Source organism: Spirosoma arcticum (genome assembly GCF_054779955.1).
In genome coordinates this window covers 206,296-230,091 of record NZ_BAAGXG010000003.1, presented here as the reverse complement: position 1 = coordinate 230,091, position 23,796 = coordinate 206,296, and the positions used below count along the sequence as shown (strand labels likewise).

25 protein-coding genes are annotated in these 23,796 nt (G+C 53.6%); 10 read left to right on the top strand and 15 right to left on the bottom strand.

Annotation, left to right across the window (positions count from 1 at the left end):
* Positions 1-113 precede the first annotated feature (113 nt).
* Positions 114-485, bottom strand: coding sequence for a type II toxin-antitoxin system VapC family toxin (locus ACYVHB_RS08225; protein ID WP_461051221.1), 372 nt, complete (start codon positions 483-485; stop codon positions 114-116).
* Positions 482-724, bottom strand: a complete 243-nt coding sequence (locus tag ACYVHB_RS08220; protein WP_461051220.1) for a hypothetical protein — start codon at positions 722-724, stop codon at positions 482-484. Before ACYVHB_RS08220 ends, ACYVHB_RS08225 begins: the two co-directional genes overlap by 4 nt.
* A 303-nt stretch (positions 725-1,027) precedes the next feature.
* Here ACYVHB_RS08220 and ACYVHB_RS08215 point away from each other — a divergent pair, with 303 nt between their 5' ends.
* Entirely contained in the window at positions 1,028-2,032 is a 1,005-nt protein-coding gene (locus ACYVHB_RS08215) for an NAD(P)H-dependent glycerol-3-phosphate dehydrogenase (protein ID WP_461051539.1), read from the top strand.
* 92 nt (positions 2,033-2,124) lie between these two features.
* On the opposite strand, the gene ACYVHB_RS08210 is transcribed toward ACYVHB_RS08215, so the two are convergent.
* Positions 2,125-2,520: an HIT family protein gene (locus ACYVHB_RS08210; protein ID WP_461051219.1), complete on the bottom strand. Its 396-nt coding sequence runs from the start codon at positions 2,518-2,520 to the stop codon at positions 2,125-2,127.
* Positions 2,521-2,631: 111 nt separating this feature from the next.
* Complete coding sequence (greA, locus tag ACYVHB_RS08205; RefSeq protein ID WP_461051218.1) at positions 2,632-3,105, bottom strand: transcription elongation factor GreA; 474 nt, start codon at positions 3,103-3,105, stop codon at positions 2,632-2,634.
* 316 nt (positions 3,106-3,421) lie between these two features.
* On the opposite strand from greA, the gene fmt reads away from it, so the two are divergent.
* From fmt to ACYVHB_RS08190, 3 genes are all read left to right on the top strand, one after another.
* Positions 3,422-4,345, top strand: coding sequence for a methionyl-tRNA formyltransferase (gene fmt, locus ACYVHB_RS08200; RefSeq protein ID WP_461051217.1), 924 nt, complete (start codon positions 3,422-3,424; stop codon positions 4,343-4,345).
* Between the two features lie 100 nt (positions 4,346-4,445).
* Complete coding sequence (locus ACYVHB_RS08195) at positions 4,446-5,441, top strand: polysaccharide deacetylase family protein (protein ID WP_461051216.1); 996 nt, start codon at positions 4,446-4,448, stop codon at positions 5,439-5,441.
* A gap of 128 nt (positions 5,442-5,569) precedes the next feature.
* Entirely contained in the window at positions 5,570-6,070 is a 501-nt protein-coding gene (locus ACYVHB_RS08190; protein ID WP_461051215.1) for a dihydrofolate reductase, read from the top strand.
* Positions 6,071-6,089: 19 nt separating this feature from the next.
* Here ACYVHB_RS08190 and ACYVHB_RS08185 read toward each other — a convergent pair whose 3' ends face one another.
* The 4 genes from ACYVHB_RS08185 to ACYVHB_RS08170 all read right to left on the bottom strand — a co-directional run bounded on the left by ACYVHB_RS08185 (position 6,090) and on the right by ACYVHB_RS08170 (position 11,682).
* Entirely contained in the window at positions 6,090-6,608 is a 519-nt protein-coding gene (locus ACYVHB_RS08185) for a PEGA domain-containing protein (protein WP_461051214.1), read from the bottom strand.
* A 343-nt stretch (positions 6,609-6,951) separates the two neighbouring features.
* Positions 6,952-9,585 (bottom strand): ATP-dependent chaperone ClpB, encoded by a 2,634-nt coding sequence (clpB, locus tag ACYVHB_RS08180; protein ID WP_461051213.1) that lies wholly within the window; start codon positions 9,583-9,585, stop codon positions 6,952-6,954.
* Positions 9,586-9,772: 187 nt separating this feature from the next.
* Complete coding sequence (locus ACYVHB_RS08175; protein ID WP_461051212.1) at positions 9,773-10,615, bottom strand: ceramidase domain-containing protein; 843 nt, start codon at positions 10,613-10,615, stop codon at positions 9,773-9,775.
* A 38-nt stretch (positions 10,616-10,653) separates the two neighbouring features.
* Positions 10,654-11,682 carry an aldose epimerase family protein gene (locus ACYVHB_RS08170; protein WP_461051211.1) on the bottom strand — a complete coding sequence of 343 codons (1,029 nt, stop codon included), beginning with the start codon at positions 11,680-11,682 and terminating at the stop codon, positions 10,654-10,656.
* A gap of 189 nt (positions 11,683-11,871) precedes the next feature.
* Here ACYVHB_RS08170 and ACYVHB_RS08165 point away from each other — a divergent pair, with 189 nt between their 5' ends.
* The gene (locus tag ACYVHB_RS08165; RefSeq protein ID WP_461051210.1) at positions 11,872-13,230 is read left to right on the top strand and encodes a cation:dicarboxylate symporter family transporter; all 1,359 of its coding nucleotides are present in this window, start codon (positions 11,872-11,874) and stop codon (positions 13,228-13,230) included.
* Here the strand turns inward: ACYVHB_RS08165 and ACYVHB_RS08160 are convergent.
* From ACYVHB_RS08160 to ACYVHB_RS08150, 3 genes are read right to left on the bottom strand one after another with little or no spacing between them, the layout of a single operon-like run.
* Positions 13,185-14,054, bottom strand: a complete 870-nt coding sequence (locus ACYVHB_RS08160) for a TIGR02757 family protein (RefSeq protein WP_461051209.1) — start codon at positions 14,052-14,054, stop codon at positions 13,185-13,187. The genes ACYVHB_RS08165 and ACYVHB_RS08160 overlap by 46 nt on opposite strands.
* 35 nt (positions 14,055-14,089) lie before the next feature.
* Complete coding sequence (locus ACYVHB_RS08155; RefSeq protein ID WP_461051208.1) at positions 14,090-14,308, bottom strand: hypothetical protein; 219 nt, start codon at positions 14,306-14,308, stop codon at positions 14,090-14,092.
* Positions 14,309-14,319: 11 nt separating this feature from the next.
* Positions 14,320-15,573, bottom strand: coding sequence for a LysM peptidoglycan-binding domain-containing protein (locus tag ACYVHB_RS08150; RefSeq protein WP_461051207.1), 1,254 nt, complete (start codon positions 15,571-15,573; stop codon positions 14,320-14,322).
* 56 nt (positions 15,574-15,629) lie between these two features.
* On the opposite strand from ACYVHB_RS08150, the gene kdsB reads away from it, so the two are divergent.
* Both kdsB and porX read left to right on the top strand, forming a co-directional pair.
* Complete coding sequence (kdsB, locus tag ACYVHB_RS08145) at positions 15,630-16,361, top strand: 3-deoxy-manno-octulosonate cytidylyltransferase (protein WP_461051206.1); 732 nt, start codon at positions 15,630-15,632, stop codon at positions 16,359-16,361.
* 208 nt (positions 16,362-16,569) lie between these two features.
* Complete coding sequence (gene porX / locus ACYVHB_RS08140) at positions 16,570-18,141, top strand: T9SS response regulator signal transducer PorX (protein WP_461051205.1); 1,572 nt, start codon at positions 16,570-16,572, stop codon at positions 18,139-18,141.
* 107 nt (positions 18,142-18,248) lie between these two features.
* Here the strand turns inward: porX and ACYVHB_RS08135 are convergent, their stop codons facing one another.
* The 3 genes from ACYVHB_RS08135 to galK all read right to left on the bottom strand — a co-directional run bounded on the left by ACYVHB_RS08135 (position 18,249) and on the right by galK (position 20,855).
* Entirely contained in the window at positions 18,249-18,929 is a 681-nt protein-coding gene (locus tag ACYVHB_RS08135) for a cell division ATP-binding protein FtsE (RefSeq protein WP_461051204.1), read from the bottom strand.
* Between the two features lie 97 nt (positions 18,930-19,026).
* Entirely contained in the window at positions 19,027-19,695 is a 669-nt protein-coding gene (fsa, locus tag ACYVHB_RS08130) for a fructose-6-phosphate aldolase (protein ID WP_461051203.1), read from the bottom strand.
* 2 nt (positions 19,696-19,697) lie between these two features.
* Complete coding sequence (gene galK / locus ACYVHB_RS08125; protein WP_461051202.1) at positions 19,698-20,855, bottom strand: galactokinase; 1,158 nt, start codon at positions 20,853-20,855, stop codon at positions 19,698-19,700.
* 271 nt (positions 20,856-21,126) lie between these two features.
* Between galK and ACYVHB_RS08120 the strand changes: the two genes are divergently transcribed.
* The 3 genes from ACYVHB_RS08120 (at position 21,127) to ACYVHB_RS08110 (ending at position 23,155) form a co-directional block, all read left to right on the top strand.
* Positions 21,127-21,846, top strand: coding sequence for a tetratricopeptide repeat protein (locus ACYVHB_RS08120; RefSeq protein ID WP_461051201.1), 720 nt, complete (start codon positions 21,127-21,129; stop codon positions 21,844-21,846).
* 113 nt (positions 21,847-21,959) lie between these two features.
* On the top strand, positions 21,960-22,316 hold the full coding sequence (locus ACYVHB_RS08115) for a transmembrane 220 family protein (RefSeq protein ID WP_461051200.1): 357 nt from the start codon (positions 21,960-21,962) through the stop codon (positions 22,314-22,316).
* Positions 22,313-23,155: a hydroxymethylglutaryl-CoA lyase gene (locus ACYVHB_RS08110; RefSeq protein ID WP_461051199.1), complete on the top strand. Its 843-nt coding sequence runs from the start codon at positions 22,313-22,315 to the stop codon at positions 23,153-23,155. Before ACYVHB_RS08115 ends, ACYVHB_RS08110 begins: the two co-directional genes overlap by 4 nt.
* Before the next feature lie 90 nt (positions 23,156-23,245).
* On the opposite strand, the gene ACYVHB_RS08105 is transcribed toward ACYVHB_RS08110, so the two are convergent.
* Positions 23,246-23,770, bottom strand: coding sequence for a DUF7935 family protein (locus tag ACYVHB_RS08105; RefSeq protein WP_461051198.1), 525 nt, complete (start codon positions 23,768-23,770; stop codon positions 23,246-23,248).
* Positions 23,771-23,796: the final 26 nt, after the last annotated feature.

The window sequence follows — 23,796 nt, the reverse complement described above, 5'->3', positions numbered from 1 at the left end:
TATGCGAAAATAGAGTACACCTACGGCAACCAACAGCCATTGAAGGGCAGGCCTGTTGAATCACTCACTATAAATTGCTGGTGGGTGCTGGGTTAGAACAGCAAAAACAGATGCTATTGCTCGTTGAGCGGATTGACGACCGTCAGGCCGGGGATGTGGATGAAATCGTTGGTGTTGTTGGTGTATAGGTCAAAGCCGTTCAGCAGGGCAGTGGCAGCAATGATGGAATCGCCAAATGACATTCGTTTCTGTTGTCGAAGTTCAACCGCTTTATCTACAACGTCGTCGGTAATTGACAGGACAGTAGCTGACTTAAAGATGTCTTCAAAATACAGTCGTTCGTCAGTAGACAGCTTGTGGTAACCTAACGTTTCTACTTTTGACGCGGCAGACAAGTAGGTTTGCCTGTCACGGATGAGCGACCGCAAAAATTTGTATTCATCCTGCGCCGAGTAGATAAGCAGGTTGAAGTCCAGAAGTCTCATTCGTCGTCCCGGAAAGGCAGTTTACGGTCTTTTTTAGACTCTTTAAGCCATTCCAGCATTTCGTCGACGTTTAGTGTAGGTGCTCCGCGCATGACTCGCTCCTGCGCTTCTGCCCGCTCTTCTTCGGTGAATACCACTTTTTTGTGTACCCGGTGTGGGATGTGTTCACGGTTCAGCAACGACAGAATGCGGGTAGCTTCCTGCTCATTCTGAATGTCAATATCGATGTGCGTTAGCATAACGTTTCTTTCTTTTTTGTTCTGCAAAATGGCGATTTAGTCACTAATAACCAATCGGTCCCGCCCCTCTATCCCGAACAATTTAGCTCAGTCCTCCACCCACGTCACGCTCATACCCGAAGAGATCGTGCTGCGTTTCTCGAAAGACCGGGCGAAGTACGTGGTCACGAAAAAACTGTGGCCTACGCAGCAGGAAACCTGGTTGCTATTCGGTTAATCCTGCAACAGGCTGCGGCCAACTACGATACGCCTTGTTTAAACACTGGTTTCCTGTCTTCCGCCTTTTTCCCGTATTTGCATCCCATGAAAATGACTCAACCAACCCGCCTAACGATGGTGGGGGGCGGAAGCTGGGCTACGGCGCTCGTTAAAATCCTGTCCGAAAACAATGTCCAGATCAAATGGTGGATGCGCAGCCAGACCGACGCCGACCACCTCAAAAAATACAACCACAACCGCAGTTACCTCAGCGACGTGCAGGTGAATCCGCGCAAGGTGAAAGTCTGCACCAAAATTCGGGAAGCGGTTAAAGATAGCGACTACGTGATTCTGGCGGTTCCGGCGGCTTTCGTGGCCGATGCGCTGACGGGCCTCAAACCCGATCATTTTGCCGAAAAACGCGTTGTATCGGCCATAAAAGGTATGATTCCGGCGTCGAATCAACTCGTTACGGACTGGGTCAGCGGACAGTACGGCGTACCGGCCGGGCAGATTGCAGTAATTGCCGGGCCGTGCCACGCCGAGGAAGTTGCGCTGGAAAAGCAGTCGTACCTGACCATTGCCTCGCCCGACGCGGGTTGCGCCGAAGACGTGGCTCAACTGTTGCGTTGCCGGTACGTGCAGACGACGCCTGTCGATGATATTTACGGTATTGAATACAGCGCCGTTATGAAAAACATCATTGCTTTAGCCAGCGGCATCACGCGCGGACTGGGCTACGGCGACAACTTCCAGGCCGTGCTGGTGTCCAACGCCATGCAGGAAATCAAGCTTTTTGTCGATGCTATTTACCCCAAACACCGTGACCTGAGCGGCTCGGCCTACCTCGGCGACCTGCTCGTAACGGCCTACTCGCCCTTCAGCCGCAACCGCACGTTCGGCACACTCATTGGCCGGGGCTACACCATTCAGTCGGCGCAGGCCGAAATGAACATGATTGCCGAGGGGTACTACGCCGTCAAAAGTATCTACGAAATCAATCAGCGTTTTGGGGTGGACATGCCCATCGTGAACGCCGTCTACTGCATTTTATATGAACGGTCGGCACCCACCGGGGAGATGAACCGGTTGAAGGAGAAGCTGAAATAAAGAGAGTTTGTAGTTTGAGGGTTTGTAGTTCGTAGTCGGCTGACGCCAGCATAAACACGCGTCAGCCAACTACGAACTACAAACCCTCAAACTCAAAAGCCCAACTCCTGTCTGATTTTCTCCGCCGTTTCGGCCAGTTCTTCCTGGCTCGGCTTCAGCTTGCTGCCGAAATCCATGTCGGCCATCGAGTTGAGCGGAATCAGATGAACGTGCGCGTGGGGCACCTCCAGTCCAATTACGGCCACGCCAATGCGTTTGCAGGGCACGGCGCGTTCGATGGCAGGGGCAATGCGTTTGGCGAACGCCATCAGACCGGCGTACAGATCGTCGTCTAAGGCAAACAGGTAATCGACTTCTTTTTTTGGAATTACCAGCGTGTGGCCCATTGCGGTGGGCATCACGTCTAAAAACGCCAGAAAATCGTCGGTCTCGGCAATTTTGTGAGCCGGAATTTCACCGGCCACAATTCGGGAAAAGAGAGTTGGCATGAGGAAATAAATGATGAATGATGAATCGGTCCGCCGACGCGGATGAACGATGATTGCAACTCCAGCGCATTCATCGTTTATCCGCGTCGGCGGACCGATTCATTACTCTTTTTACCGCGCTATATCGACAACTTCAAACTCCAGCACACCGGCTGGCACGGTGATCGTCGCTTTTTCGCCGACGCGCTTGCCCAGCAGCCCTTTGCCGATAGGCGACCCGACGGAAATCCGCCCGGCTTTCAGGTCGGCTTCCTCTTCCGAAACGAGCGTGTAGAGCATTTCGGCTCCGCTCTTTACGTTCTTGATCTTCACCTTCGACAGCACCGATACCTGCGACGCGTCAATTGTCGATTCGTCCAGTACGCGGGCATTGGCCACTACCTCTTCCAATTTTGAAATTTTTAGCTCGTGGTGGCCCTGTGCGTCTTTAGCCGCATCGTATTCTGCGTTTTCGCTGAGATCGCCCTTGTCGCGGGCTTCGGCAATCTGGTGGGCGATGGCCGTCCGGCCTTTAGTTTTTAGTTCGTTTAACTCAGCTTTGAGCCGGTTAAGGCCTTCTTCGGTGTAATAAGATATTTTTGCCATGATTACTGTACTTTACTTACTCGTTTTTCACATTGATTTGGCGACGAGCCACTAAAAACAAAAAGAACGGTACACCGACCGTTCTGCAACCAAATTGGTTTTCTTTGCAGCCGCGTCAGTGTCGCCGTCGGAGTACCGAAGCGAACGGTTCAGGAACATGGTTAGCCATTCGTCGCATAGATAAAGCCGTTTTTCGGCCGATTGCATTCTGACGGCAGCGCGTTGTAGTAACGCGTCTGAGCGACAAAAATAAGAATACTTACGGGCTATTTCAATACGAAGCCCAGTTGCTGATTAAAAACCAATTCATCGATACATGCCACTACCGCTTCGCATTGTGTTTATGGGAACGCCCGACTTTGCCGTTACGAGCCTACAGCGCCTGCTGAGCGGGGGGTGCTCCGTCGTTGCGGTGGTCACCGCCCCCGACCGGCCCTCGGGACGTGGGCTGACGCTGACAGCCTCGCCGGTGAAAAAAGCCGCTCAGGCCGCCAACCTACCGGTGCTGCAACCCGAAAAACTCCGCGATCCGGTATTTCTGGAACAGTTAGCCAGCTACAAGGCTGATCTACAGGTTGTCGTCGCCTTCCGAATGCTGCCCGAAGTGGTCTGGGCAATGCCAACAATTGGTACGTTTAACCTGCATGGGTCGCTGCTGCCTCAGTACCGCGGGGCCGCGCCTATCAACTGGGCCATCATTAATGGCGAGACGCAAACGGGCGTTACGACATTTTTTATCGAGAAAGAAATTGACACGGGCCAGATGATTTTTCAGGATCAGGAGCCAATCTACCCCGACGACACGGCTGGTACACTCCACGACCGGCTGATGGAGCGCGGGGCCGACCTGGTGCTGCGAACGGTGCGAGCCATTGAAGCGGGTAACTACCCCCGAACGCCCCAGCCTGCCGTTGCCGACGCCAAACCAGCGCCTAAACTAAGCCGCGAAACTACCGAGATCAACTGGAACCAGCCCACCGTTACGATCCGAAATTTCGTGCGTGGCCTGTCGCCCTTTCCAACCGCCTGGACGCTAATTAATAGTAAGTTCTTCAAGGTTTATCAGGTTTCTGTAGCCAATGAGTCGCCATTCGTGGCTGAGCCGGGTCAGGCTTATACAGACCATAAAAAAGTAATTCTGGTGCGGGCGGCTGATGGCTGGTTATCCGTCGATTCGTTGCAGGCCGAAGGGAAACGGCGCATGACAGCCGAGGAGTTTTTGCGGGGGAATAAGCTTTGATGTAAACCTGCAAGGGCCGCAACGGCGGACCATACGCGCCGATGCGTCGGTCCGACCCGGTCTGAGACCTTACAGGTATGGTAATCACCAAAACATAGCCATGAAGTTATCATTTCTCTGCCTCTTGCTATTGCTGGTCAACGTAACAACAACGCAGGCGCAAACGGAAACCTACGCCGAGAAATTAGGCTTTCCCAAGGGTAAGAAAGTTATCATTCTGCACGTTGACGACGCCGGAATGAGCTACGAGTCGAACGTGGGGACGATGAATGCGCTCGACAAAGGCATCGCTAACTCAACCAGTGTGATGATGCCGTGCGGCTGGGTGCCCCAGTTTTTCACGTATCTCAAACAGCACCCTAACACCGATGCGGGCGTTCACCTGACCCTGACATCGGAGTGGGATGCCTACCGGTGGTCGCCGTTGGTGGGGCGCGAAAAAGCGCCGGGGCTGTATGATGAACAGGGCGCTTTCTGGCACTCGGTCGCGCAGGTGGTTGAGCACGCGTCGGCCGACGAGGTAGAAGCCGAAGTTCGGGCGCAGTTGGCCCGCTACCGGGCGTTTGGTCTTCAGCCAACGCACATGGACTCGCACATGGGTACGTTGTTTCAACCCAAGTTTTTGTCGCGGTATGTCAAAGTTGCCATTGAGGAGAAAATCCCGATTTTGTTTCCCGGCGGTCACGCGTCGCTAATTATCAAGGTGAATAACGTACCCCCCGCGCAGCGGCAACTGATTGCGCAGGTGGGCAAACAACTTTGGGACGCTGGTCTGCCTGTACTCGACGACCTCGACGGCACCAGCTACGGCTGGAATTTACCGGCCGGGACTCCTGTAACTGACGAGAATTTACGAAAATACAAGACCCAGAAATTTGTGGAGCTGCTAACGTCGGCCCAGCCGGGTTTGACGTATGTTATTATGCACTGTACCGCCCCAACGTCCACCTTCGACCAGATCAGCACATCGAGTCCCACCCGAAAAGGGGATATGCTGGCCATGATGGACCCAGTTTTAAAGGCGTTTATAGCACAAGAAGGCATTATCGTTACTACCTGGCGTGAGCTGATGGAACGGCGAAAAGGAGTTAAATAGGTTCGTAGTTTGTGCCGGGCGGCCGGTGCCGTTTGTAGTTGGCTAATGCATATGTTGCTTTTGCGTTAGCTAACCACAAACGGCACCAGCCGCCCGGCACAAACTACGAACCATAAACCAGTTTAGTATTGAAAATCAGCCTCATATCCGCCGTAGCGCAAAATGGCATCATCGGTCGGCAAAACGATTTACCGTGGCACCTGCCCGACGATTTCGCTTATTTCAAACGGAAGACCAGCCATCATCCCATCATCATGGGGCGTAAGTCGCTGGAAGCCCTCGGCAAGCCGCTGCCCAATCGAACGAACATCGTTGTTACTCGGAATACGGATTTCCAGGCTGCGGGCGTAACGGTGGTGCATACGCTTGATGACGCAATCGACAAAGCACAAGCGGTTGATCAGGAAGAAATCTTTGTAATTGGCGGGGCGGAGATCTACGCCATGGCCTTACCCATTGCTACCACGTTGTACCTGACCGAAATTCACAAAGCTTACGACGGTGATGCGTATTTTCCGGAGTACGATAAAAATGAGTGGGATGAGATAAGCCGCGTACCGCACCCCGCCGACGAGCGCCACGAGACCGGGTTTGATTTCGTGGAGTACGAACGCAGAAACGGCCGGTAAACATACCGGCCGCGCTGGGTTAGTCATCAGAATCGAGCGTCTTCTTTTTTTCTTTTTCGTACTCCTCTTTCGTTAGAACTCCTTCGTCGAGTAGTTTCTTGAGGTCACGCAGCTTGGCGGTTTTGGGGCTGGCCGAAGCGGGGTCGTTGGCCAACGGCATTGGAGCAACCCCAGGTTGCTGGAAAGAGCCGGGAGGTGCCAGTTCGTAGATGTGTGACGGATCGTATTTCATGGTCCACAGAAATGGAAATAGCAGAAAAACACCGCCGATGATAGCGCCTGCGTCCGCTTGTTCATCCCTGGAAAATGACGTATTCAACGGTTCGTACCCTTCTTTTTCCAGGCGGATGTAGGTCGTCGTACCAACGATCTTGGTGTCGGTATGCCGGTAGGGCGTGGTGCCGACGTAGCTACTGTTCAGGTAAAGCTTCGCCCCGCTTGGGTTCGATTGAATCGTAGTCGAACTGGCACAACTTTCGAGCAGGATAAGGGCCGCCAACGCGAGCGGTGCCACGCGGGTTTTGGTTAGACGTGTCATGGTTGAGTCGGTAGATGAAATTAGAATACAAGTTTAAAGAACAATCTGCATTCATGCCATAGCTGGTCACCTAAACGCCAACAAATCCAACAAAAATTAAGCAGTACGTTACCGCCCCGCAGATTGTTGTTTAGGGCCCCAATGAGACTGTCTTAGCCCTCAGTCCAACAATTTTCATATTCTTTGATGGGCCCTGTACGTAGAGAGGCTTGCCGCTGGGATCGGTAACGTATTGAACGTTTAGCATACAACTGACTATTTATGTTCACAAACAAATATAAGCATGTAGAACACAAAAAAGTCCGGCTACCTGAAGGCAACCGGGCTTCCTAAAATCTGTCAATTATAATTCGATTTCAGCGTCTAAATTCGTGAAAGCGATTTCGCCGTCATCGTCCAACTCCATCAGCACGACGGAATCCTTTCTGACCTCGCCCGACAGAATTGACTTCGACAGGGCGTTGAGCACCCGGCGCTGCAACACGCGTTTCAGCGGGCGGGCACCAAAGGTCGGGTCGAAACCTTCTTCGCCGATTTTGGTCAGGGCCTCGTCCGTAGCGTCAAGTTGAATGCCGGTTTCGGCCAATCGGCGCTTGATATCGCGGAACTGAATGTCCACGATTTTGCGGATGTTGGCCCTCGTCAGCGGCTCGAACATCACGATCTCGTCGATCCGGTTCAGAAACTCCGGCCGGATTGTTTGCCGCAACAACTCCATCACCGCCGTCTTCGCTTCGTCCAGTACGAGCGAGTGGTTCCAGCCTTCGTCTTCGGCAAATTTCTCCTGAATCAGGTGGCTGCCGATATTCGAGGTCATGATGATGATCGTGTTTTTGAAGTTCGCCACGCGGCCTTTGTTGTCCGTCAGGCGACCTTCATCGAGTACCTGCAACAGGATGTTCCACACGTCGGGGTGTGCCTTTTCAATCTCGTCTAACAGTACCACCGAGTAGGGTTTCCGGCGCACGGCTTCGGTCAGTTGCCCGCCTTCGTCGTAGCCCACGTAGCCCGGAGGAGCACCAATCAACCGACTCACGGCGTGGCGTTCCTGGTATTCGCTCATGTCGATGCGGACCAGCGCGTTTTCGTCGTTGAACAGGTACTCGGCCAGCGTCCGGGCTACTTCGGTCTTACCGACGCCCGTGGTGCCCAGGAAAATAAACGAGCCAATGGGTCGCTTGGGGTCCTGCATTCCGGCCCGGCTCCGGCGCACGGCATCAGCCACGGCCTCAATAGCTTCGGCCTGCCCGGCGACGCGTTTGCCGAGTTCCTGCTCCAGATGAAGCAGTTTCTCGCGGTCGCTTTGCAGCATTTTCTGCACCGGAATACCCGTCCACTTGGCTACTACTTCGGCAATGTCCTCAGCAGCAACTTCCTCCTGCATCATCCGGTCGGGCGAGCCGCCGTTGGTTTCGCTGTTGGTCAGTTCAGTAAGTTTCTGCTCAATCTCAGGAATGCGTCCGTAGCGAATTTCGGCCACTTTGCCGTAGTCGCCGGAGCGTTCGGCTTGTTCGGCTTCAAAGCGCAGTTGGTCGAGTTGCTCCTTTAGCGTCCGGCCTTCGTTAACTGATTCCTTTTCGGTTTCCCAGCGGGCTTTCAGTTCATTGCGCTGGTCGCTGAGGTCGGCGATTTGCCGGTTCAGCGACGTTTCTTTCTCCTTGTCATTTTCGCGCCGGATGGCCTCGCGTTCGATCTCTAACTGCATAATGCGCCGGTTGAGTTCGTCGAGTTCTTCAGGTACCGAGTCCATTTCGAGCCGCAGCTTGGCCGCTGCTTCGTCCATCAGGTCGATGGCCTTGTCGGGCAGAAACCGGTCGGTGATGTAGCGCGACGAGAGTTCGACGGCCGCAATAACGGCATCGTCTTTGATGCGTACGCCGTGGTGCAGTTCATATTTATCCTTGATGCCGCGCAGGATGCTGATGGCGTCGGCTACGTCCGGCTCATCAACTAATACGGTCTGGAAACGGCGTTCGAGGGCCTTGTCTTTCTCGATGTACTTCTGGTATTCCTTTAGCGTCGTAGCTCCAATGGTGTGGAGTTCACCCCGCGACAGGGCCGGTTTCAGGAGGTTAGCCGCATCCATCGCGCCTTCGCCCCCAGCACCCGCCCCTACGAGCGTATGAATCTCGTCGATGAACAGAATAATCTGCCCGTCGGAGTCGGTCACTTCTTTAATAACGGCCTTTAGTCGCTCCTCAAATTCGCCTTTGTACTTGGCACCCGCAATGAGCAGGCCCATGTCGAGGGAGACGATGGTTTTGGTTTTGAGGTTCTCTGGTACGTCGCCCGACACGATGCGCTGAGCGAGTCCTTCGACAATGGCCGTTTTACCAACACCCGGCTCACCAATGAGGATCGGGTTGTTCTTGGTCCGGCGGCTCAGGATTTGCAGCACCCGCCGGATCTCCTCATCGCGGCCAATGACCGGGTCGATTTTGCCAGTGCGGGCGCGTTCGTTGAGGTTAATACTGTAGCGTTGCAACGACTGGTAGGTCGCTTCGGCGTTTTGGTCTTTCACAGGGTTATTGTTGCCACGCAATTCGTTGATGGCGTCTTTTAAGGTCTTTTCCGAAAATCCAATGTCTTTCAATAGCGTGGCGACGGCGTCTTTCCCACCCACGAGACCGAGCAGCATCATTTCGATACTGACGTACTCGTCGCCAAAGTCTTTCATCTGGGTTTGCGCACGTTGCAGGGCCGCGTTCAGATCATTGCCGAGGTAGATACCCTGTTGCGTATTCCCGGAAACGGACACTTTGGGATAACCGTTCACGATAGCGTCTAAGGCAAGCGTCAGGCGGCTGGTATCGACGCCTGCTTTCTTACTCAAAAATCCGACAGTGTTCGGATCATCGTCCAAAATGGCTTTCAGCACGTGACCGGTTTCGACGGTCTGCTGACTATTGCCCTGCGCAATTTGGGTCGCCTGCTGCACGACCTCCTGCGCTTTGATGGTATAGTTGTTAAAGTTCATGGTTATGGGCGTGATAATGAATAATGTGTAATGGAGAATGAAATGCCGTCATCATTCACCCTATACTACTCGCTAACAAACCACGTACCGGAGCCATTTTTCGGACATTTTGGCGTAAAAATTCGTATACAAATCGTTATTTTGTCAATTAGTCAGTTATAGTTGCCCTAAGTAGGACCGTCGTAAATCAGTTTAAGAAAGGTTTAGTCACGCTACCGTTGAAGCGAAAGAACGAGTAACTACAGAAGCTGCTTAAGGCTGTCAGTAGATGCCATACCGCATGACCCTGGATGATTGAATGGGGATCACAACCCACCTTTTGCACATCCAGCGTCCTTATTTTTATGGCGATTACGATCAACGCGAAACTGATGATGACCAGCACAATCGAGCGCTCTCTTCTGAATTGAAAATAATGCACGACCATCAGTACGTTTAGAAACAGAATTAAAGCCGGTACTAATTGGGAACTCGATACCCGGAGCGCTATTTCTAAAAACAAGCCGATAATCGCCACCAAAGACAAAATCCAAATGTGTTTTTGAGTAGTGGTAAAAGTGATTTTGTGAACGATGTGATAGAGCGCAATGCCGATTAGGGCAAGCATAATTCCGTAGGTGCCATTCATGTCGACCCGCTGGCCAGCATACGTCAGCGAAGCATGAAAAAACGCGCTCCCAACACTTAGGTACACAAAGCAAGCACCCATTAAAGCAGAAAGCAGGGGGAAGCGCTCCAATCTGTTTAGGTTCGTTTTAGTTCGATTGGTATAATCCTGCCACGCAATCAGTAAAATCAGCACACCCCAGAAGAAGTACGTTAAATTGGAATAAGTGTTAATGGGCTGGTGAAAGAACCGATCAACGTGGTTGAACTCGCAGTACTCAACGGTCAGGGCCGATTTGCTTACCGGCATTCCCGCCCAAACGGTTCCGCTAATGAACGCATCTAAGCAAATCCAGATTAGAAGCATCCCCGTTGTGACGTAGGTTGCCCGAAGCAATAATTTGTAGAAAACTGGTATAGTCATTGACTGAGCATTGGGTGAACGCTGATCAATATACGCCATTAATCCAGCCGTACCCACATCGTACCGTCCAATGAATCCCCCGGCTCTATAGTAGACAGTCCCTCGCCGGTATTGAAGGCGTTGACGCTGGCTGTTTGAGGTTCGATGGCTACGCTGTCGCGCCGGGGGGGCGTGTAACAGACAATGTAGTTCAACCTGCCGGGGCCGGTCTGCTGCCCAACGATAAGCTGGATGCCCGTTTTCTGTGAGGTCAGTATGGTTTCGACAAACGGCCTGACCGTTGCGGGGGTAACGGCCGGGGTTAGCGCAAAAGGAGTATCCAGCGTTTGGTCGCGCAGGGGAATCGTGGCGGCTTGTTCGGCGGCCTGTTGCCCGGTCGGAATCATGTCATCATCGAGCAGAATGGTTGCCCGGTCGGGCAGCGAAAGCGTCAACTCATCAACCGGTTCCTCGGACAGCATGAAATAAGGGTGCCAGCCAAATGCGGCCGGGCACTGCGTCGTTCCGGTGTTCAGGGCCGAATAGCTCATACGCAGGGCACACATGCGGTCGTTGGTGAAGTTGCCAGTCAGCAGTTGATTGGCCTGAATTAGCTCATACGTAACGGTCAGCGCAAATGGAAATGGGTAGCCAGCCAACAAACCCGGATACTCGTAGCGCAGCACCAGCCGGGCGTAGGTAGGCGTTGTTTCCTGGCTGACAACGGCAAATGGCTTGCCGTGTACGAAGCCATGCAGCGCATTGTCGCGGTTTGTTTCGTTCATGGGCAGCGCGTAGTCTTCGCCCCCAAACCGGTAGATGCCGTGCCGAATTCGACTCGGAAACGGATACAATAACGCGCTGGCATAGCTCTCATCGGCCAGCAGGGCCTGGGGCGATTCGGGCGCTTTAATTAAGGCCAGCAACTCATTACCTTTTCGCAAAACCAACTGGCGCAGCAGGGCACCGTGGCTGGGAATAATGCTCAAAAACTCACCCGTTTCCTCGTGTTCGAGTACGTATTCAGTAAGTGGTTCGGAGCCGGTTGCCAGCGGACCAAATGATTGCGTAGAGATGGTAAACGGCATGATTGACGAGACAGGTTGTTACATTTAGGTAAGTAGTCGGGACCCGGTTTTGTTTGGCCGAATTAGCAAACGACACGCAACGTTAACGGCTGAGGATGAATTGGTGACTACATCGAAATGAAGGTGGTTTTTTGGTGACGGATAAAGAACCGCCTATCTTTCCGAAAGGCAATTCACTCGTTGCACGCTATGAAAAGACTACTTACCAATCTGACATTCTGGGTACTGACGGCCATTACGCTGGGCGTGTTGCTGGGCCATTTTCGACCTGACCTCGCGCTGGCACCGGTGCTGGACGCTCCGCTCAAAGGTCGGTTGATGGGTCAGGAATTGACGCTGGGCGCTACGTTCAGCGAGTTTCTGAGTGGATTTTTCATCAGTCTCGTCAAGCTGTTCATCAGCCCGATTATTTTCCTGACCATTGCGCTCGGCATCGTCAGCATGGGCGATCTCAAAAAAGTGGGCAAAGTAGGAGCGAAGGCACTGCTCTATTTTGAAGTCGTCACGACGGTGGCGCTGCTGATTGGCGTACTGGTGGCGAACGTCATCCGGCCCGGCGCGGGCGTATCGACCGCCCAACTCAGCGGGGGCGACATCTCGAAATACACCAAAGGCGCTACGGAATTTAGCTGGGTAAAGTTTTTCTTCGACAACATCACGCTGCAGGTGCTGGTGGCGGCCATTGTGTTCGGCGTCCTGCTCAGCCGCTACGGCGGTCGGGAGCGGTTCATTGGCTGGATGAATCAACTGTCGAAATACGTTTTCTGGGGACTGCACAAGGTGATGCTGCTGGCTCCCATCGGTGCCTTTGGCGGTATGGCCTACACGATTGGAAAATACGGAGTAGCAACACTGCTGCCGCTGGCTAAACTGATGGGTACGGTCTACACCACGATGGCCGTGTTCATTTTCGGTATCCTCGGTCTCATCCTCCGGTCATACCGCATCAGCCTGTGGCAGTTTCTGCGCTACATCCGCGAAGAACTGCTGATCGTGCTCGGCACGTCGTCGTCGGAAGCCGGTTTGCCGTCGTTGATGGAAAAATTGGAGCGCATGGGCTGCGCCCGGTCGGTGGTTGGGCTGGTGGTTCCGGCGGGGTATTCGTTCAACCTCGATGGCACGACGATCTACCTCTCGATGGCAACCATCTTTCTGGCGCAGGTTTTCGACGTTCAACTCGATCTAACCCAGATGCTCACCATAATCGGTATCCTGATGGTGACGTCTAAGGGGGCTGCCGGGGTTACGGGCAGTGGGTTTGTGGTGTTGGCCAGTACGCTGACGGCCGTGAAAGCGATTCCGGTGGAAGGGCTGGCGCTTTTGCTGGGCGTAGACCGGTTCATGTCCGAAGCCCGCAGCATCACCAACTTCATTGGTAACGGCGTGGCCACGATCTGGTTAGCCAACAACGAACGGGCCTTCGACCGCGCCAAGATGCACGAAGCGTTCGGAAGCGTGGAAGCGGGCGAACAAATAATAAGCGAACCCTTGAACAAGTCAGTTTATAACTCGCCCTCAACGCCCAACCCGAACAGCGCGAAATCGTAGCGGACGGGGTCGGCCGGGTCGAACTGGCGCAGTGTTTCGGTGAGTTCCAGCGCTGCTTTCCAGTCGGTTTGGGGTCTCGTGAGCAGCCCTAACTGGCGGGACACCCGGTTTACGTGAACGTCGATAGGCATCACCAATTGGTCGGGGCGCAGGCGCATCCACAAACCGAAATCAACCCCACGGTCATCTTGCCGGACCATCCACCGCAGAAACATCAGCAGCCGTTTGCACGACGAGTTGCGGGCGGGCGTAGCGATGTGCTTGCGCGTTCGGGCGGGGAAGAAGGGGTCGCAGCAAAAGCGGTCGTGGAACGTGATGAGGGCCTGTTCGACCGTACCGACTGTATGCGTACCGGCGGGCTTTAGCCCGTCAGTCTCAGACGAGCTAAAGCCCGCCGGTACGTTAAGAAACGCATCTTCCAGCGAGTCGTTGGCCTGATAATACTGGTGGAAGAAGTGCAGAAAATAGAGCGCATCAGTTGCGTTGAAGGTGCGGTGTTTAAACGATAGAAACCGTTTCAGATCGCTCTCCTCGTGATTTTGGACAAAATCGTAGGGCGCACCGTCCATGTGCTCGACCAGTTCAGCTGCTTTTTTCAGGATCACCGGCCGCTGTCCCCAGGCCAAAACGGCCGCCCAGAACCCCATGATTTCGATGTCCTGTTTCCGGCTGAACCGATGCGGAATGCTGATAGGGTCGCGCTCAATGAACGAAGGCCGATTGTACAAATCGGCCTTCGCATCGAGAAAATCTTTTAATGTAAAATGGTCAATGGGTACTGGATGATGGGCAGTAGGCACTTGAACGCGTAAAGCATTATTCATTGTCCATTCCGGATCACCAAACCGTCCATTTTTCATTACTTACTCGCTCCCCCGCTGGCGACCCACGCCATTGCCCGCGAAACACCCGAAAATAGAGCCAGAATCGTCGACATCACAAATGTGAATACGGCAATGAACGGGTAAGCCATCGTGAACATGACGGCAAAGGTTTTGTAGCCCGGTGAGGATTTCATCTGGGCGTCGCGTTCGCGGTGACGCCGGGCAATACGTTCTTCTTTCGTTTCCTTTTCCATAACGGGGTTCCCTACCGGACAATGTAACTGACTTCAGCCCGGAAACGCCGGTCGTCGGGCGAAAGTTTCGCGAAGGCCTGCGCCGAAAGCTTAACCAATATCTTGTCGTTGACGCCCGTGTTGGGCAAACGACCAATGACTTTAACCCACAAACTCTGGTTGTTAAATTCATTGCGCACCTGAACCAGTGTGCCAATGGGAGCCGTGCGGTGCAGGGCGAGGTATTTGCCTGAGTCGTCGGCCCCTTCAATCATCTCCGCTACGCCACTGCTCGACACCCGCCGACCCCGCGCGGGCATGGGCGCATCGTTGCCGGGTCGGGGCAGTTCAACAACGGCCACGTCAGCCGGTTTGGCACCGGTGGGTCGGTCGGGTCGCTCCGGTGCCGTGGGCGCGTCGGGACGGCGGTTATCGGCCACCGATTCGTCGGGGTTGCGGGGAGCGGAGCGGTCTGGCTTTGTCTCCGGTCGGCTGGTCGACGTCGGTTTGGTTTCGGTCGATTTTGCCGGGCTGGTCCGGGCCGGGGTGTCGGGCGCTTTTGGCGGAATAAACGCGACGGCCGTTGCTGGCATTCGGGCCTGGTAGGCTTTCTCGGAGACAATCAGGGCCTGACCGATCAACACGTTATCGTTGGCGAGGTTGTTCCACTTGCGAACGTCGGTTTGGGGCACCCCGTACCGAACGGCTAAACTGTAGAGCGTCTGTCCCGGTTCAACCACGTGAATGCCCGCCCGCGCCGGGTCATCCGCTTTTTTAGCACTTTTGGCGGCTGGTACGGTGGCCGAATTAGTGACTTTGGCCTCGCGCTCAACTTGTTTTTCTTCTTTACGAATGGCTTTGTCGATGGCCTTGGCTTCTTTCCGGTTGAGCGCACCGTCGGGAATTGGAATTCGCACCACCTGATCGTAGCGTACCGACTCGCTCATATCGGGGTTAGCCGCTTTCAGATCGGCCACCGACCGGCCATACCGCCGGGCAATGGCGTAGAGCGTCTGCCCCTGATCGACCCGGTGCAGAATGAAGCGTTTGCCGCCCTTTTTCTCAATACCAACGGAGTCGGTTCGTGTAGCACGGTCCCGTGTTATGAACCCGCCAGGGGACGGGATGGCGTAAAGAAAACCGCTTAGCAAAAGCAGGAAGGGGGGTATGAGTAGCTGATTTTTCATGGATATACGCAGGGACAAAGCGGTTGAGTCGTGCCCGGCCTGCCGACTGTTGACGGCGTTGTTCGTAAAATTAGGATAAAATACGGCTGCTTTCCCCAAAAACGGTTTTCCAACGCTTTCCGTTTACTTTACACCCGCAACTAAAACCCAGTAAGGTGGTCATTCTCGGTATAATCCCCGCCCGCTACGCATCAACGCGCTTCCCGGCCAAGCCATTGGTCAATATCAACGGCAAAAGTATGATTCAGCGCGTGGTGGAGCAGGCCCGACAGGCAACCTCGCTCAGCCGCGTGGTGGTGGCCACGGACGACGAGCGAATCCGGGCGCACGTTACCGACTTCGGGGGCGAGGTGGTGATGACGTCGGTGCATCATCAGAGCGGCACCGACCGCTGTCAGGAAGCTGTGCAGCAACTTGGTGTCCCCGCTGATTACGTCGTTAACATTCAGGGCGACGAGCCGTTTATCCAGCCCCGCCAAATCGACCTGCTCACCTCGGTACTCGACGGTGTAACGGAACTGGCAACACTCGTGAAGGCCATCAGCGACCCGCAAACGCTGCTCAGTCCGAACACAGCGAAGGTCGTGCTGAGCACCACCGGCGAAGCGCTGTTCTTCAGCCGTCAGCCGATTCCGTACCTGCGTGGCAAGCCGACTGATACCTGGTTGGCCGCGCATACGTATTACAAACACATTGGTTTGTATGCCTACCGCACGGATATACTGGCCCAACTGACGCAGCTACCACCTTCGTCGCTCGAACTGGCCGAAAGTCTGGAGCAACTACGCTGGCTCGAAAACGGCTACCGCATCCGCACCGTCCTTACCGATTTGGACACTCAGGGTATTGACACTCCGGAGGATTTGGAGAAGGTTTTTAGTTTGTAGTTTGTGGTTGGCTGACGCGTCCGGCTCACGCGTCAGCCAACCACAAACTACAAACTAAAAACTCAGTCCTTCCCCTGTTAAAAAACCTTAACGCTGAACCGCGCGAACAGAAGCGGGCGTTGGACGTTTAGAGTACAGCAGCTTTTCTGCTTTCCAGCCACCAACCGGTGCGGCCGGACTCACTATACGTTTCCTTAATCGAGCACACATGCAAAACTATTCGATACTCTGGGCCGACGATGAGATTGATCTCCTGAAGCCTCATATCCTGTTTCTGAAAAATAAAGGTTACGACGTTACCCCCGTTAACAGTGGAGCCGACGCGCTCGATGAGGTTGAGCAAACTAACTACGACGTTGTATTTTTAGACGAGATGATGCCCGGCATGACGGGTCTGGAGACGCTGTCGCAGATAAAGCAGATGCGTCCCAACCTGCCGGTGGTCATGATTACCAAGAGCGAGGAGGAACACATTATGGAAGAGGCCATTGGTTCCAAGATCGCCGATTACCTCATTAAGCCGCTCAACCCCAATCAGATTCTACTGTCGGTCAAGAAAATATTGGACAACAAACGACTCGTGACTGAGCGGACCAACATCGGTTACCAGCAGGATTTTCGGAACATTTCCATGCAGTACAACGACCGCATGAGTTTTGAGGAATGGGCCGACGTGTACAAAAAGCTTATTTATTGGGAGTTGGAACTGGATACGTCGCAGGACAAAAGTATGCTGGAAGTAATGAACATGCAGAAAAGCGAAGCCAACGCAACGTTCTGTAAGTTCGTAATGGAAAACTACGAAGACTGGCTGAACGAACCCAAGATGGACAGCCCCGTGATGTCGCACCAGTTGATGCGCAAGAAAGTGTTTCCGTTGCTGAATCAAAATGGCGCATCGGGTGAGGCACCTCTCTTCTTCCTGCTGATCGACAACCTGCGCTACGACCAGTGGAAAATAATTGAGCCGCTACTGGCGGAGTACTTTACGGTCGAAGAAGAATCGTCTTATTATTCGATTTTACCAACTACGACCAGCTTTGCCCGGAACGCCATTTTCTCGGGTATGATGCCGAGTGAGATGGAGCGCAAACACCCCGACCTGTGGGTCAACGACGACAGCGAGGACGAAGGTTTGAACAACCACGAAGACGAATTTCTGCGCCGACAACTCACGCAGAGCCGCGTGGATGTGAAGATGTCGTACCACAAAATTCTAAACGTCAACCAAGGGAAATCACTCGTCGACAATTTCAACAACCTGTTGCAGAATCAGTTGAATGTGGTTGTCTACAACTTTGTGGACATGCTCAGCCACGCCCGCACCGACATGGCGATGATCAAGGAGCTGGCCCCCGACGAATCGGCTTACCGGTCCATCACCCGGTCCTGGTTCTTGCATTCGCCCCTGCTGGAATTTATTCAGAAGATTGCTGCTAAAGGTGGGCGGCTCATCGTCACCACCGACCACGGCATGATTCGGGTGCAGAAACCGGCCAAGATCGTTGGCTATCGCGAAACCAATACGAATCTGCGCTACAAGCAGGGCAAGAATTTAGGGTTCGATGATAACCACTTGTTCGTAGGCCGCAAACCAGAGCGGCTGTTTTTGCCCAAGCCGCACGTATCAACGGCTTACGTCTTCACGCTCGAAGACTATTTCTTTGCTTATCCCAACAACTACAATCACTACGTAAATCACTACCGCAACACGTTCCAGCACGGGGGCGTGTCGCTGGAGGAAATGGTTATTCCGTTTGCGTATCTGAAAGCCAAGTAAGGTTAATGTAGAAATGATGTAGGATGTAGAATGCATAATGGTTAATGAACAATGTGAATATGTCAGGTCTACATTGTTCATTAACCATTATGCATTCTACATCATTTCTACCCCATCAATTCTACCACCTGACCATCCTGGCAGCGCAGGACGCGGGCGGGGTACTTGTTGAGCAGTTCGTAGTTGTGAGTGGCCATGAGCACGGCCGTACCAGCGTTGTTGATAGCCTGGAAAACTTTCATAATCTGATCCGACACCGCCGGGTCAAGGTTACCGGTTGGCTCGTCGGCAATCAGAATCTGGGGTTCGTTCAGCATGGCGCGGGCCACGACCACCCGCTGTTGTTCGCCCCCCGACAGTTGATGGGGCATCTTTTTCTGGGCCGTCCCCAGCCCCACCTGCATCAGTACATCGGCGATGCGGTTGCTCATCTCCGTTTTATCTTTCCAGCCAGTCGCCCTCAGCACGAACTTCAGATTGTCTTCGACCGACCGGTCGGAAAACAGTTGGAAGTCCTGGAAAACGATACCGATTTTTCGGCGCAGTTGCGGCACGTCGCGGGGTTTGAGTGCATCGAGCGGGTAGCCTGCCACAAAGCCTTTGCCATTTCGGAGCCACAGATCGGCATAAAGGATCTTGAGTAACGACGACTTGCCGCTGCCCGTGCGCCCGATGAGGTACGCAAAATCGCCTTTATTGATCTGAAAGGACACGTCGCCCAGCACCAGCTTCTGGCCCTGATAAATGTCGGCGTGGTCGAGACTAAGAACGGGTTCGGTGGAGAACATGAATGGAGTCAATTAGTTAGTGAGTTGGTCAGTCAGTGAGTAGCTGACGCGGGTGTGTAGTGAGCTACTCACTGACTGACCAACTGACCGACTATTTTTACTGTTTCACCGGTAAGTTTGCTTTCTCGTGGTCGGCTAAGAACTTAGCCAGACCGCTGTCGGTGAGTGGATGGTTGAGCAGTGACTTAATGACACTCAGCGGAGCTGTGATTACATCGGCACCAATTTCGGCGCACTGTATAACGTGCATCGGGTGACGTACTGACGCAGCCAATACCTCGGTGGTATAGCCGTAGTTGGTGAAGATCGTCACGATCTGCTCAATCAGGGCCATACCGTCGGTCGAGATGTCGTCTAACCGACCCACAAACGGCGATACGTACGAAGCCCCCGCCTTGGCTGCCAACAGTGCCTGCCCGGCCGAGAAAATTAGGGTGCAGTTGGTACGGATACCTTTCTCGGAGAAGTATTTAATGGCTTTCACGCCGTCGCCGGTCATGGGTATCTTCACCACAATGTTCTCGTCGAGTTCGGCTAACTCATCGCCCTCTTTAATCATTTCGTCATATTTGATCGAAATCACCTCTGCGCTGATGTCACCATCGACAATTTCACAGATTTGTTTATAATGGCGCATCACGTTATCCTTACCGGTGATGCCTTCTTTGGCCATCAGTGAAGGATTGGTGGTTACGCCGTCGAGAATACCCATTTCCTGAGCTTCGCGGATGTCGGCCAGGTTGGCCGTGTCAATGAAAAATTTCATGGTTAAATTGAGTTAATTACGTGCGTTCCTTCTTCAATTTTGCAGACGTGAATGTAGGTATCTTTACCAGTACTGACTTTATATTGTTTTGTAATCACGGTCATAAACGCGTCGAGGGCTTCCTCCCGCACTAAATTGATGGTGCAGCCACCAAAGCCGCCCCCCATCATGCGGGCTCCCAACACGCCGGGCTGATGCCGGGCAATGTCGACTAACGTATCCAATTCGAGGCAGCTCACCTCATACCACCGGCTTAAACCTTCGTGTGACCCGTACATTAATTGGCCGAAGGCATCAATGTCGCCTGCTTCGAGCGCGGCTACGCCGTCGAGCAACCGCCCGTTTTCCTGCACCACGTAGGCACACCGGCGGTAGATCAGCGGCTGAGTGTCGCGCAGGTGACGGTCGAGCATAGCCATCGTCACGTCGCGCAGGCTGTTAACATCGGGATAATAGGTCTTTAGAAATCGTACGCCTGATTCGCACTCGGCCCGACGTGTGTTGTATTCGGACGTTACGAGTGAGTGTTTCACCCGGCTGTCGCAGAGTACGATACGAATGCCTTCCATTTGCAGGGGTGCATAGGTATAGTCGAGCGACCGGCAGTCGAGTTTAATCACGTGTCCGGCGCGGCCCATCATGCTGGCAAACATGTCCATGATACCAACTTTAGCCCCAACAAAGTCGTTTTCGGCTCGTTGCGAGACTTTGAGCAGTGCTATCCGGTCCAGTCCTAATTGGTACAGTTCGTTAAGGGCAAAGCCAATTCCGTTTTCGAGCGCGGCCGACGATGACAACCCCGCCCCAAGTGGGATGGTGCCACCAAAGACGCAGTTAAACCCACCGGGCTGGTGGCCCATCAGACGCAATTGGGATACCACGCCCAATAAATAATCGGCCCAGGTGTGGGTAGGGATGAGGGTAGCGAGCGATCCGGTATGGGTTTCCTGAAGATCGTGGGCAATGAGGTGAATTTCGTTATCCAGGCGCGGCCCAACGGCTAAGTAGATGGCTTTATCGATGGCGGCCGGTAGCACGAATCCTTCATTATAGTCGGTATGTTCGCCGATGAGGTTGACGCGGCCCGGCGAGCAGATGAGCAGTGGGTTGTCGTGGAACGTAGCCCGGTACGATGCGGTCAGTTGAGTAAGCAGGTCCATGTAAAGAGGCAGGAAATTTAGCGGCCTGGTACAGCTAAAACGCACAAACAGCTAAAGACGGCGGGGCGACCTATGCCAATTCGTAACGAATCGGCCTAAAATAAAAAATGGCAAACCAATGTCTCACCGCTACGACCACTTACCCTTGCTTCGGTCAAGACCTGGGGGATTCAGCAGGAGCTGGTAGCACCGATTTGCCGATGCAAAGTTAAGCAACTATTAACCAAACGACCAAATTTCGCCCGTACCTTTGCCCTGAAAACGAAAAAACATGAAGCGTTCAGCGTGGCTTATCTGGTGTATTTTGGTCAGTATCAGCGCCTGCGAATCGTCGGATGAGCATGTAGAGCGGGGGCGTACGTATTTGAGAGAAGGCAAATTTCGGGAGGCTGTGCAGGTGCTCAATCAGGCTGTTGAGGCCGACGCTGACAATGTTGAGGCTTTCAACTCGCGGGGCGTGGCTTATTTTGAATTAAAAGATTACACGAATGCAGGACTGGATTACGATCAGGCGATTAAACTCAAGCCGGATTTCTATCGGCCCTATTACAATCGGGGCCTGCTCAAAGTAGCCCAAAACGACCTCACGAGCGCATTAAAGGATTACTCAGACGCGATCCGTCTGGCACCCGATACCAGCCGACGCATTACGGCTGAAATTTACCTGAACCGGGGGCAGTTGTTTGCTGCTCAGGATCAGATTCAGCCCGCCCTGAATGATTTTTCGCAGGCTATTTCGTTAAACCCTAAAAACGCACTGGCATTTTACAATCGGGGTAATCTCCGGTTTCAACAAAAGCAATTAGCTGAATCGACATCTGATTTTCAGCAGGCCGTTCAGGCCGACCCAAAATTTGGTAAGGCATTTTACGGGTTGGGGCTGGCCCAACTGCTGCAAAACGAACGGGAGGCCGGTTGCCTGAGCTTGAAGCAAGCCCGGAATTTAGGGTATGCCGACGCGACGAACGCCGTCGCGGAGTATTGTGAATAAAATAAGTCGATCAGTCAATGAGTTGGTAAGTCGGTAAGTAGCTGACCGCACCGGCCGGGGTGGGACCGGCGAAAGCCACTGACCGACTGATTGACTCTCTAACTGCCAACACCATGCGTAAAATCCTATCGATCATTTTTGGTTTGTTGTTCGTTTTGTTTGCGGCTTTCCAGTACAACGACCCCGACCCGGAGCTTTGGGTTCCCATCTACGGCTTTGCGGCTGTGGCCTGCCTGATGGCTTACGCCGGGTTGGCCCGCTGGTGGTTTCTGGTCGGGATGGCGGTTTTGTATGTGGTCGCAGCGGTGTACCAGTGGCCACCTGCTTTTGAAGGGTTTCTGTTCAGTGAAGTTGGAATGCGGAGCATGAACATCGAGATGGCCCGCGAGGCCGGTGGCCTGGGCATCTGTGCAGCCGCCATGCTGATTCTGGCCGTGTTGTCGCGTTATCCACAGCCTGCCCGCCCATGAAACTCATCGAATGCCCGCGCGACGCCATGCAGGGTCTGGTGCACTTTGTGCCAACGGACCTTAAAATTAGATACCTCAACGCGTTGCTGCAGGTTGGCTTCGACACGCTTGATTTCGGCTCATTTGTTTCGCCCAAAGCCATTCCGCAACTGCGCGACACGGCCGACGTGCTGGCTGGTCTGGATCTATCCCGCACCAAAACGAACTTATTGGCTATTGTGGCTAATGTGCGCGGGGCGGAAGAAGCCATCCCGTTTGCGTCGATCCGGTACGTTGGGTTTCCGCTGTCGGTATCGGAAACGTTTCAGCAACGGAACACGAATAAATCCATTGTGCAGGCATTTGACGAGGTGGAAAGTATACAAACGAGGTGCGTCCAGGCGGGTAAAGAACTGGTTGTTTACCTGTCGATGGGGTTTGGCAATCCGTACGGCGACCCCTACAGTCCCGAATTGGTCAGTGCATTCAGTGAGCGTCTGGTAGACGTGGGCGTCCGGATCATTGCCCCGTCCGATACGGTTGGCTCATCGACGCCAGAAGCCATCGAAAACCTGTTTAGGCACTTGATCGGTCACTTTCCAGAAGTTGAATTTGGCGCGCACCTGCATACCCGGCCGGGCGAAACGGCCGACAAGGTGCGGGCGGCTGTTCGGGCGGGGGTGCAGCGTATTGATGGGGCATTGCGTGGCTTCGGCGGGTGTCCGATGGCGGCCGATGAACTGACCGGCAACCTGCCAACAGAGGAAATTATTCAGACGCTTGCGCAGGACGGACTTGCCCCCTCCATCAATCAGGAAGCCTTCCAGAAAGCGATGACGTTGTCGGCGGGGGTGTTTTGAAAGGAGTCATAAGAAGGTAGTCGTAAGTCGTTGACGCGTCTGTGGTTCGTGCATCAGCCACTTACGACTACCTTCTTATGACTCCTTTTTTTACATAAACATCGCCTGAATTTCGTCTTTCACGGCTTTAAGCGCGTTGGTGGTGGGAAGGCGGTCTTTCTCGATAATGCGCTCAAAAATGCGTTTAGACAGGTCGAGGGCGGGAGCGTCGGGGCGGGTGTCGCCCGAGGCCTGGTTGATGAGCGTTGTGACGTCGTTCATGGCCGCCTGAATCTGATCCCACACGGCCTGACTCATGTACACCTGCTGCGAGAGGTTGTGGTTGTATTCGTCCCGTATTTCCTGCAACAGCCGCTGTTGAAATTCCAGTACAGTGGTTGCACTGCCGCCCAGCCGCAGCAGTAGATTGTTGGGGCTGATGCGCTCCAGAAACAGCACCATCCGCTCATAGGCCTGTAGCCGCACCGGCACGACGCTCTCCGTGTAGCGGCTTTTAACGTCGAAGCGATGCCGGTCAGCTTCGCGTTCCAACAATAATTTAACGGTCAGGTACATACCATAAAGAACCAGGCCGGCCGGTACGATTAGCTTCAGGAAGTCGCTCAATAGCTCCATATTGGAAGAAGTAATATTGGGTAAAA

What these genes read in the sequence shown, in the direction of transcription:
- ACYVHB_RS08225 (WP_461051221.1), bottom strand. Translation starts at nt 485, where the DNA reads ATGAGACTTCTGGACTTCAACCTGCTTATCTACTCGGCGCAGGATGAA.
- ACYVHB_RS08220 (WP_461051220.1), bottom strand. Translation starts at nt 724, where the DNA reads ATGCTAACGCACATCGATATTGACATTCAGAATGAGCAGGAAGCTACC.
- ACYVHB_RS08215 (WP_461051539.1), top strand. Translation starts at nt 1,028, where the DNA reads ATGAAAATGACTCAACCAACCCGCCTAACGATGGTGGGGGGCGGAAGC.
- ACYVHB_RS08210 (WP_461051219.1), bottom strand. Translation starts at nt 2,520, where the DNA reads ATGCCAACTCTCTTTTCCCGAATTGTGGCCGGTGAAATTCCGGCTCAC.
- greA (WP_461051218.1), bottom strand. Translation starts at nt 3,105, where the DNA reads ATGGCAAAAATATCTTATTACACCGAAGAAGGCCTTAACCGGCTCAAA.
- fmt (WP_461051217.1), top strand. Translation starts at nt 3,422, where the DNA reads ATGCCACTACCGCTTCGCATTGTGTTTATGGGAACGCCCGACTTTGCC.
- ACYVHB_RS08195 (WP_461051216.1), top strand. Translation starts at nt 4,446, where the DNA reads ATGAAGTTATCATTTCTCTGCCTCTTGCTATTGCTGGTCAACGTAACA.
- ACYVHB_RS08185 (WP_461051214.1), bottom strand. Translation starts at nt 6,608, where the DNA reads ATGACACGTCTAACCAAAACCCGCGTGGCACCGCTCGCGTTGGCGGCC.
- clpB (WP_461051213.1), bottom strand. Translation starts at nt 9,585, where the DNA reads ATGAACTTTAACAACTATACCATCAAAGCGCAGGAGGTCGTGCAGCAG.
- ACYVHB_RS08175 (WP_461051212.1), bottom strand. Translation starts at nt 10,615, where the DNA reads ATGACTATACCAGTTTTCTACAAATTATTGCTTCGGGCAACCTACGTC.
- ACYVHB_RS08170 (WP_461051211.1), bottom strand. Translation starts at nt 11,682, where the DNA reads ATGCCGTTTACCATCTCTACGCAATCATTTGGTCCGCTGGCAACCGGC.
- ACYVHB_RS08165 (WP_461051210.1), top strand. Translation starts at nt 11,872, where the DNA reads ATGAAAAGACTACTTACCAATCTGACATTCTGGGTACTGACGGCCATT.
- ACYVHB_RS08160 (WP_461051209.1), bottom strand. Translation starts at nt 14,054, where the DNA reads ATGAATAATGCTTTACGCGTTCAAGTGCCTACTGCCCATCATCCAGTA.
- ACYVHB_RS08155 (WP_461051208.1), bottom strand. Translation starts at nt 14,308, where the DNA reads ATGGAAAAGGAAACGAAAGAAGAACGTATTGCCCGGCGTCACCGCGAA.
- porX (WP_461051205.1), top strand. Translation starts at nt 16,570, where the DNA reads ATGCAAAACTATTCGATACTCTGGGCCGACGATGAGATTGATCTCCTG.
- ACYVHB_RS08135 (WP_461051204.1), bottom strand. Translation starts at nt 18,929, where the DNA reads ATGTTCTCCACCGAACCCGTTCTTAGTCTCGACCACGCCGACATTTAT.
- fsa (WP_461051203.1), bottom strand. Translation starts at nt 19,695, where the DNA reads ATGAAATTTTTCATTGACACGGCCAACCTGGCCGACATCCGCGAAGCT.
- galK (WP_461051202.1), bottom strand. Translation starts at nt 20,855, where the DNA reads ATGGACCTGCTTACTCAACTGACCGCATCGTACCGGGCTACGTTCCAC.
- ACYVHB_RS08120 (WP_461051201.1), top strand. Translation starts at nt 21,127, where the DNA reads ATGAAGCGTTCAGCGTGGCTTATCTGGTGTATTTTGGTCAGTATCAGC.
- ACYVHB_RS08115 (WP_461051200.1), top strand. Translation starts at nt 21,960, where the DNA reads ATGCGTAAAATCCTATCGATCATTTTTGGTTTGTTGTTCGTTTTGTTT.
- ACYVHB_RS08110 (WP_461051199.1), top strand. Translation starts at nt 22,313, where the DNA reads ATGAAACTCATCGAATGCCCGCGCGACGCCATGCAGGGTCTGGTGCAC.
- ACYVHB_RS08105 (WP_461051198.1), bottom strand. Translation starts at nt 23,770, where the DNA reads ATGGAGCTATTGAGCGACTTCCTGAAGCTAATCGTACCGGCCGGCCTG.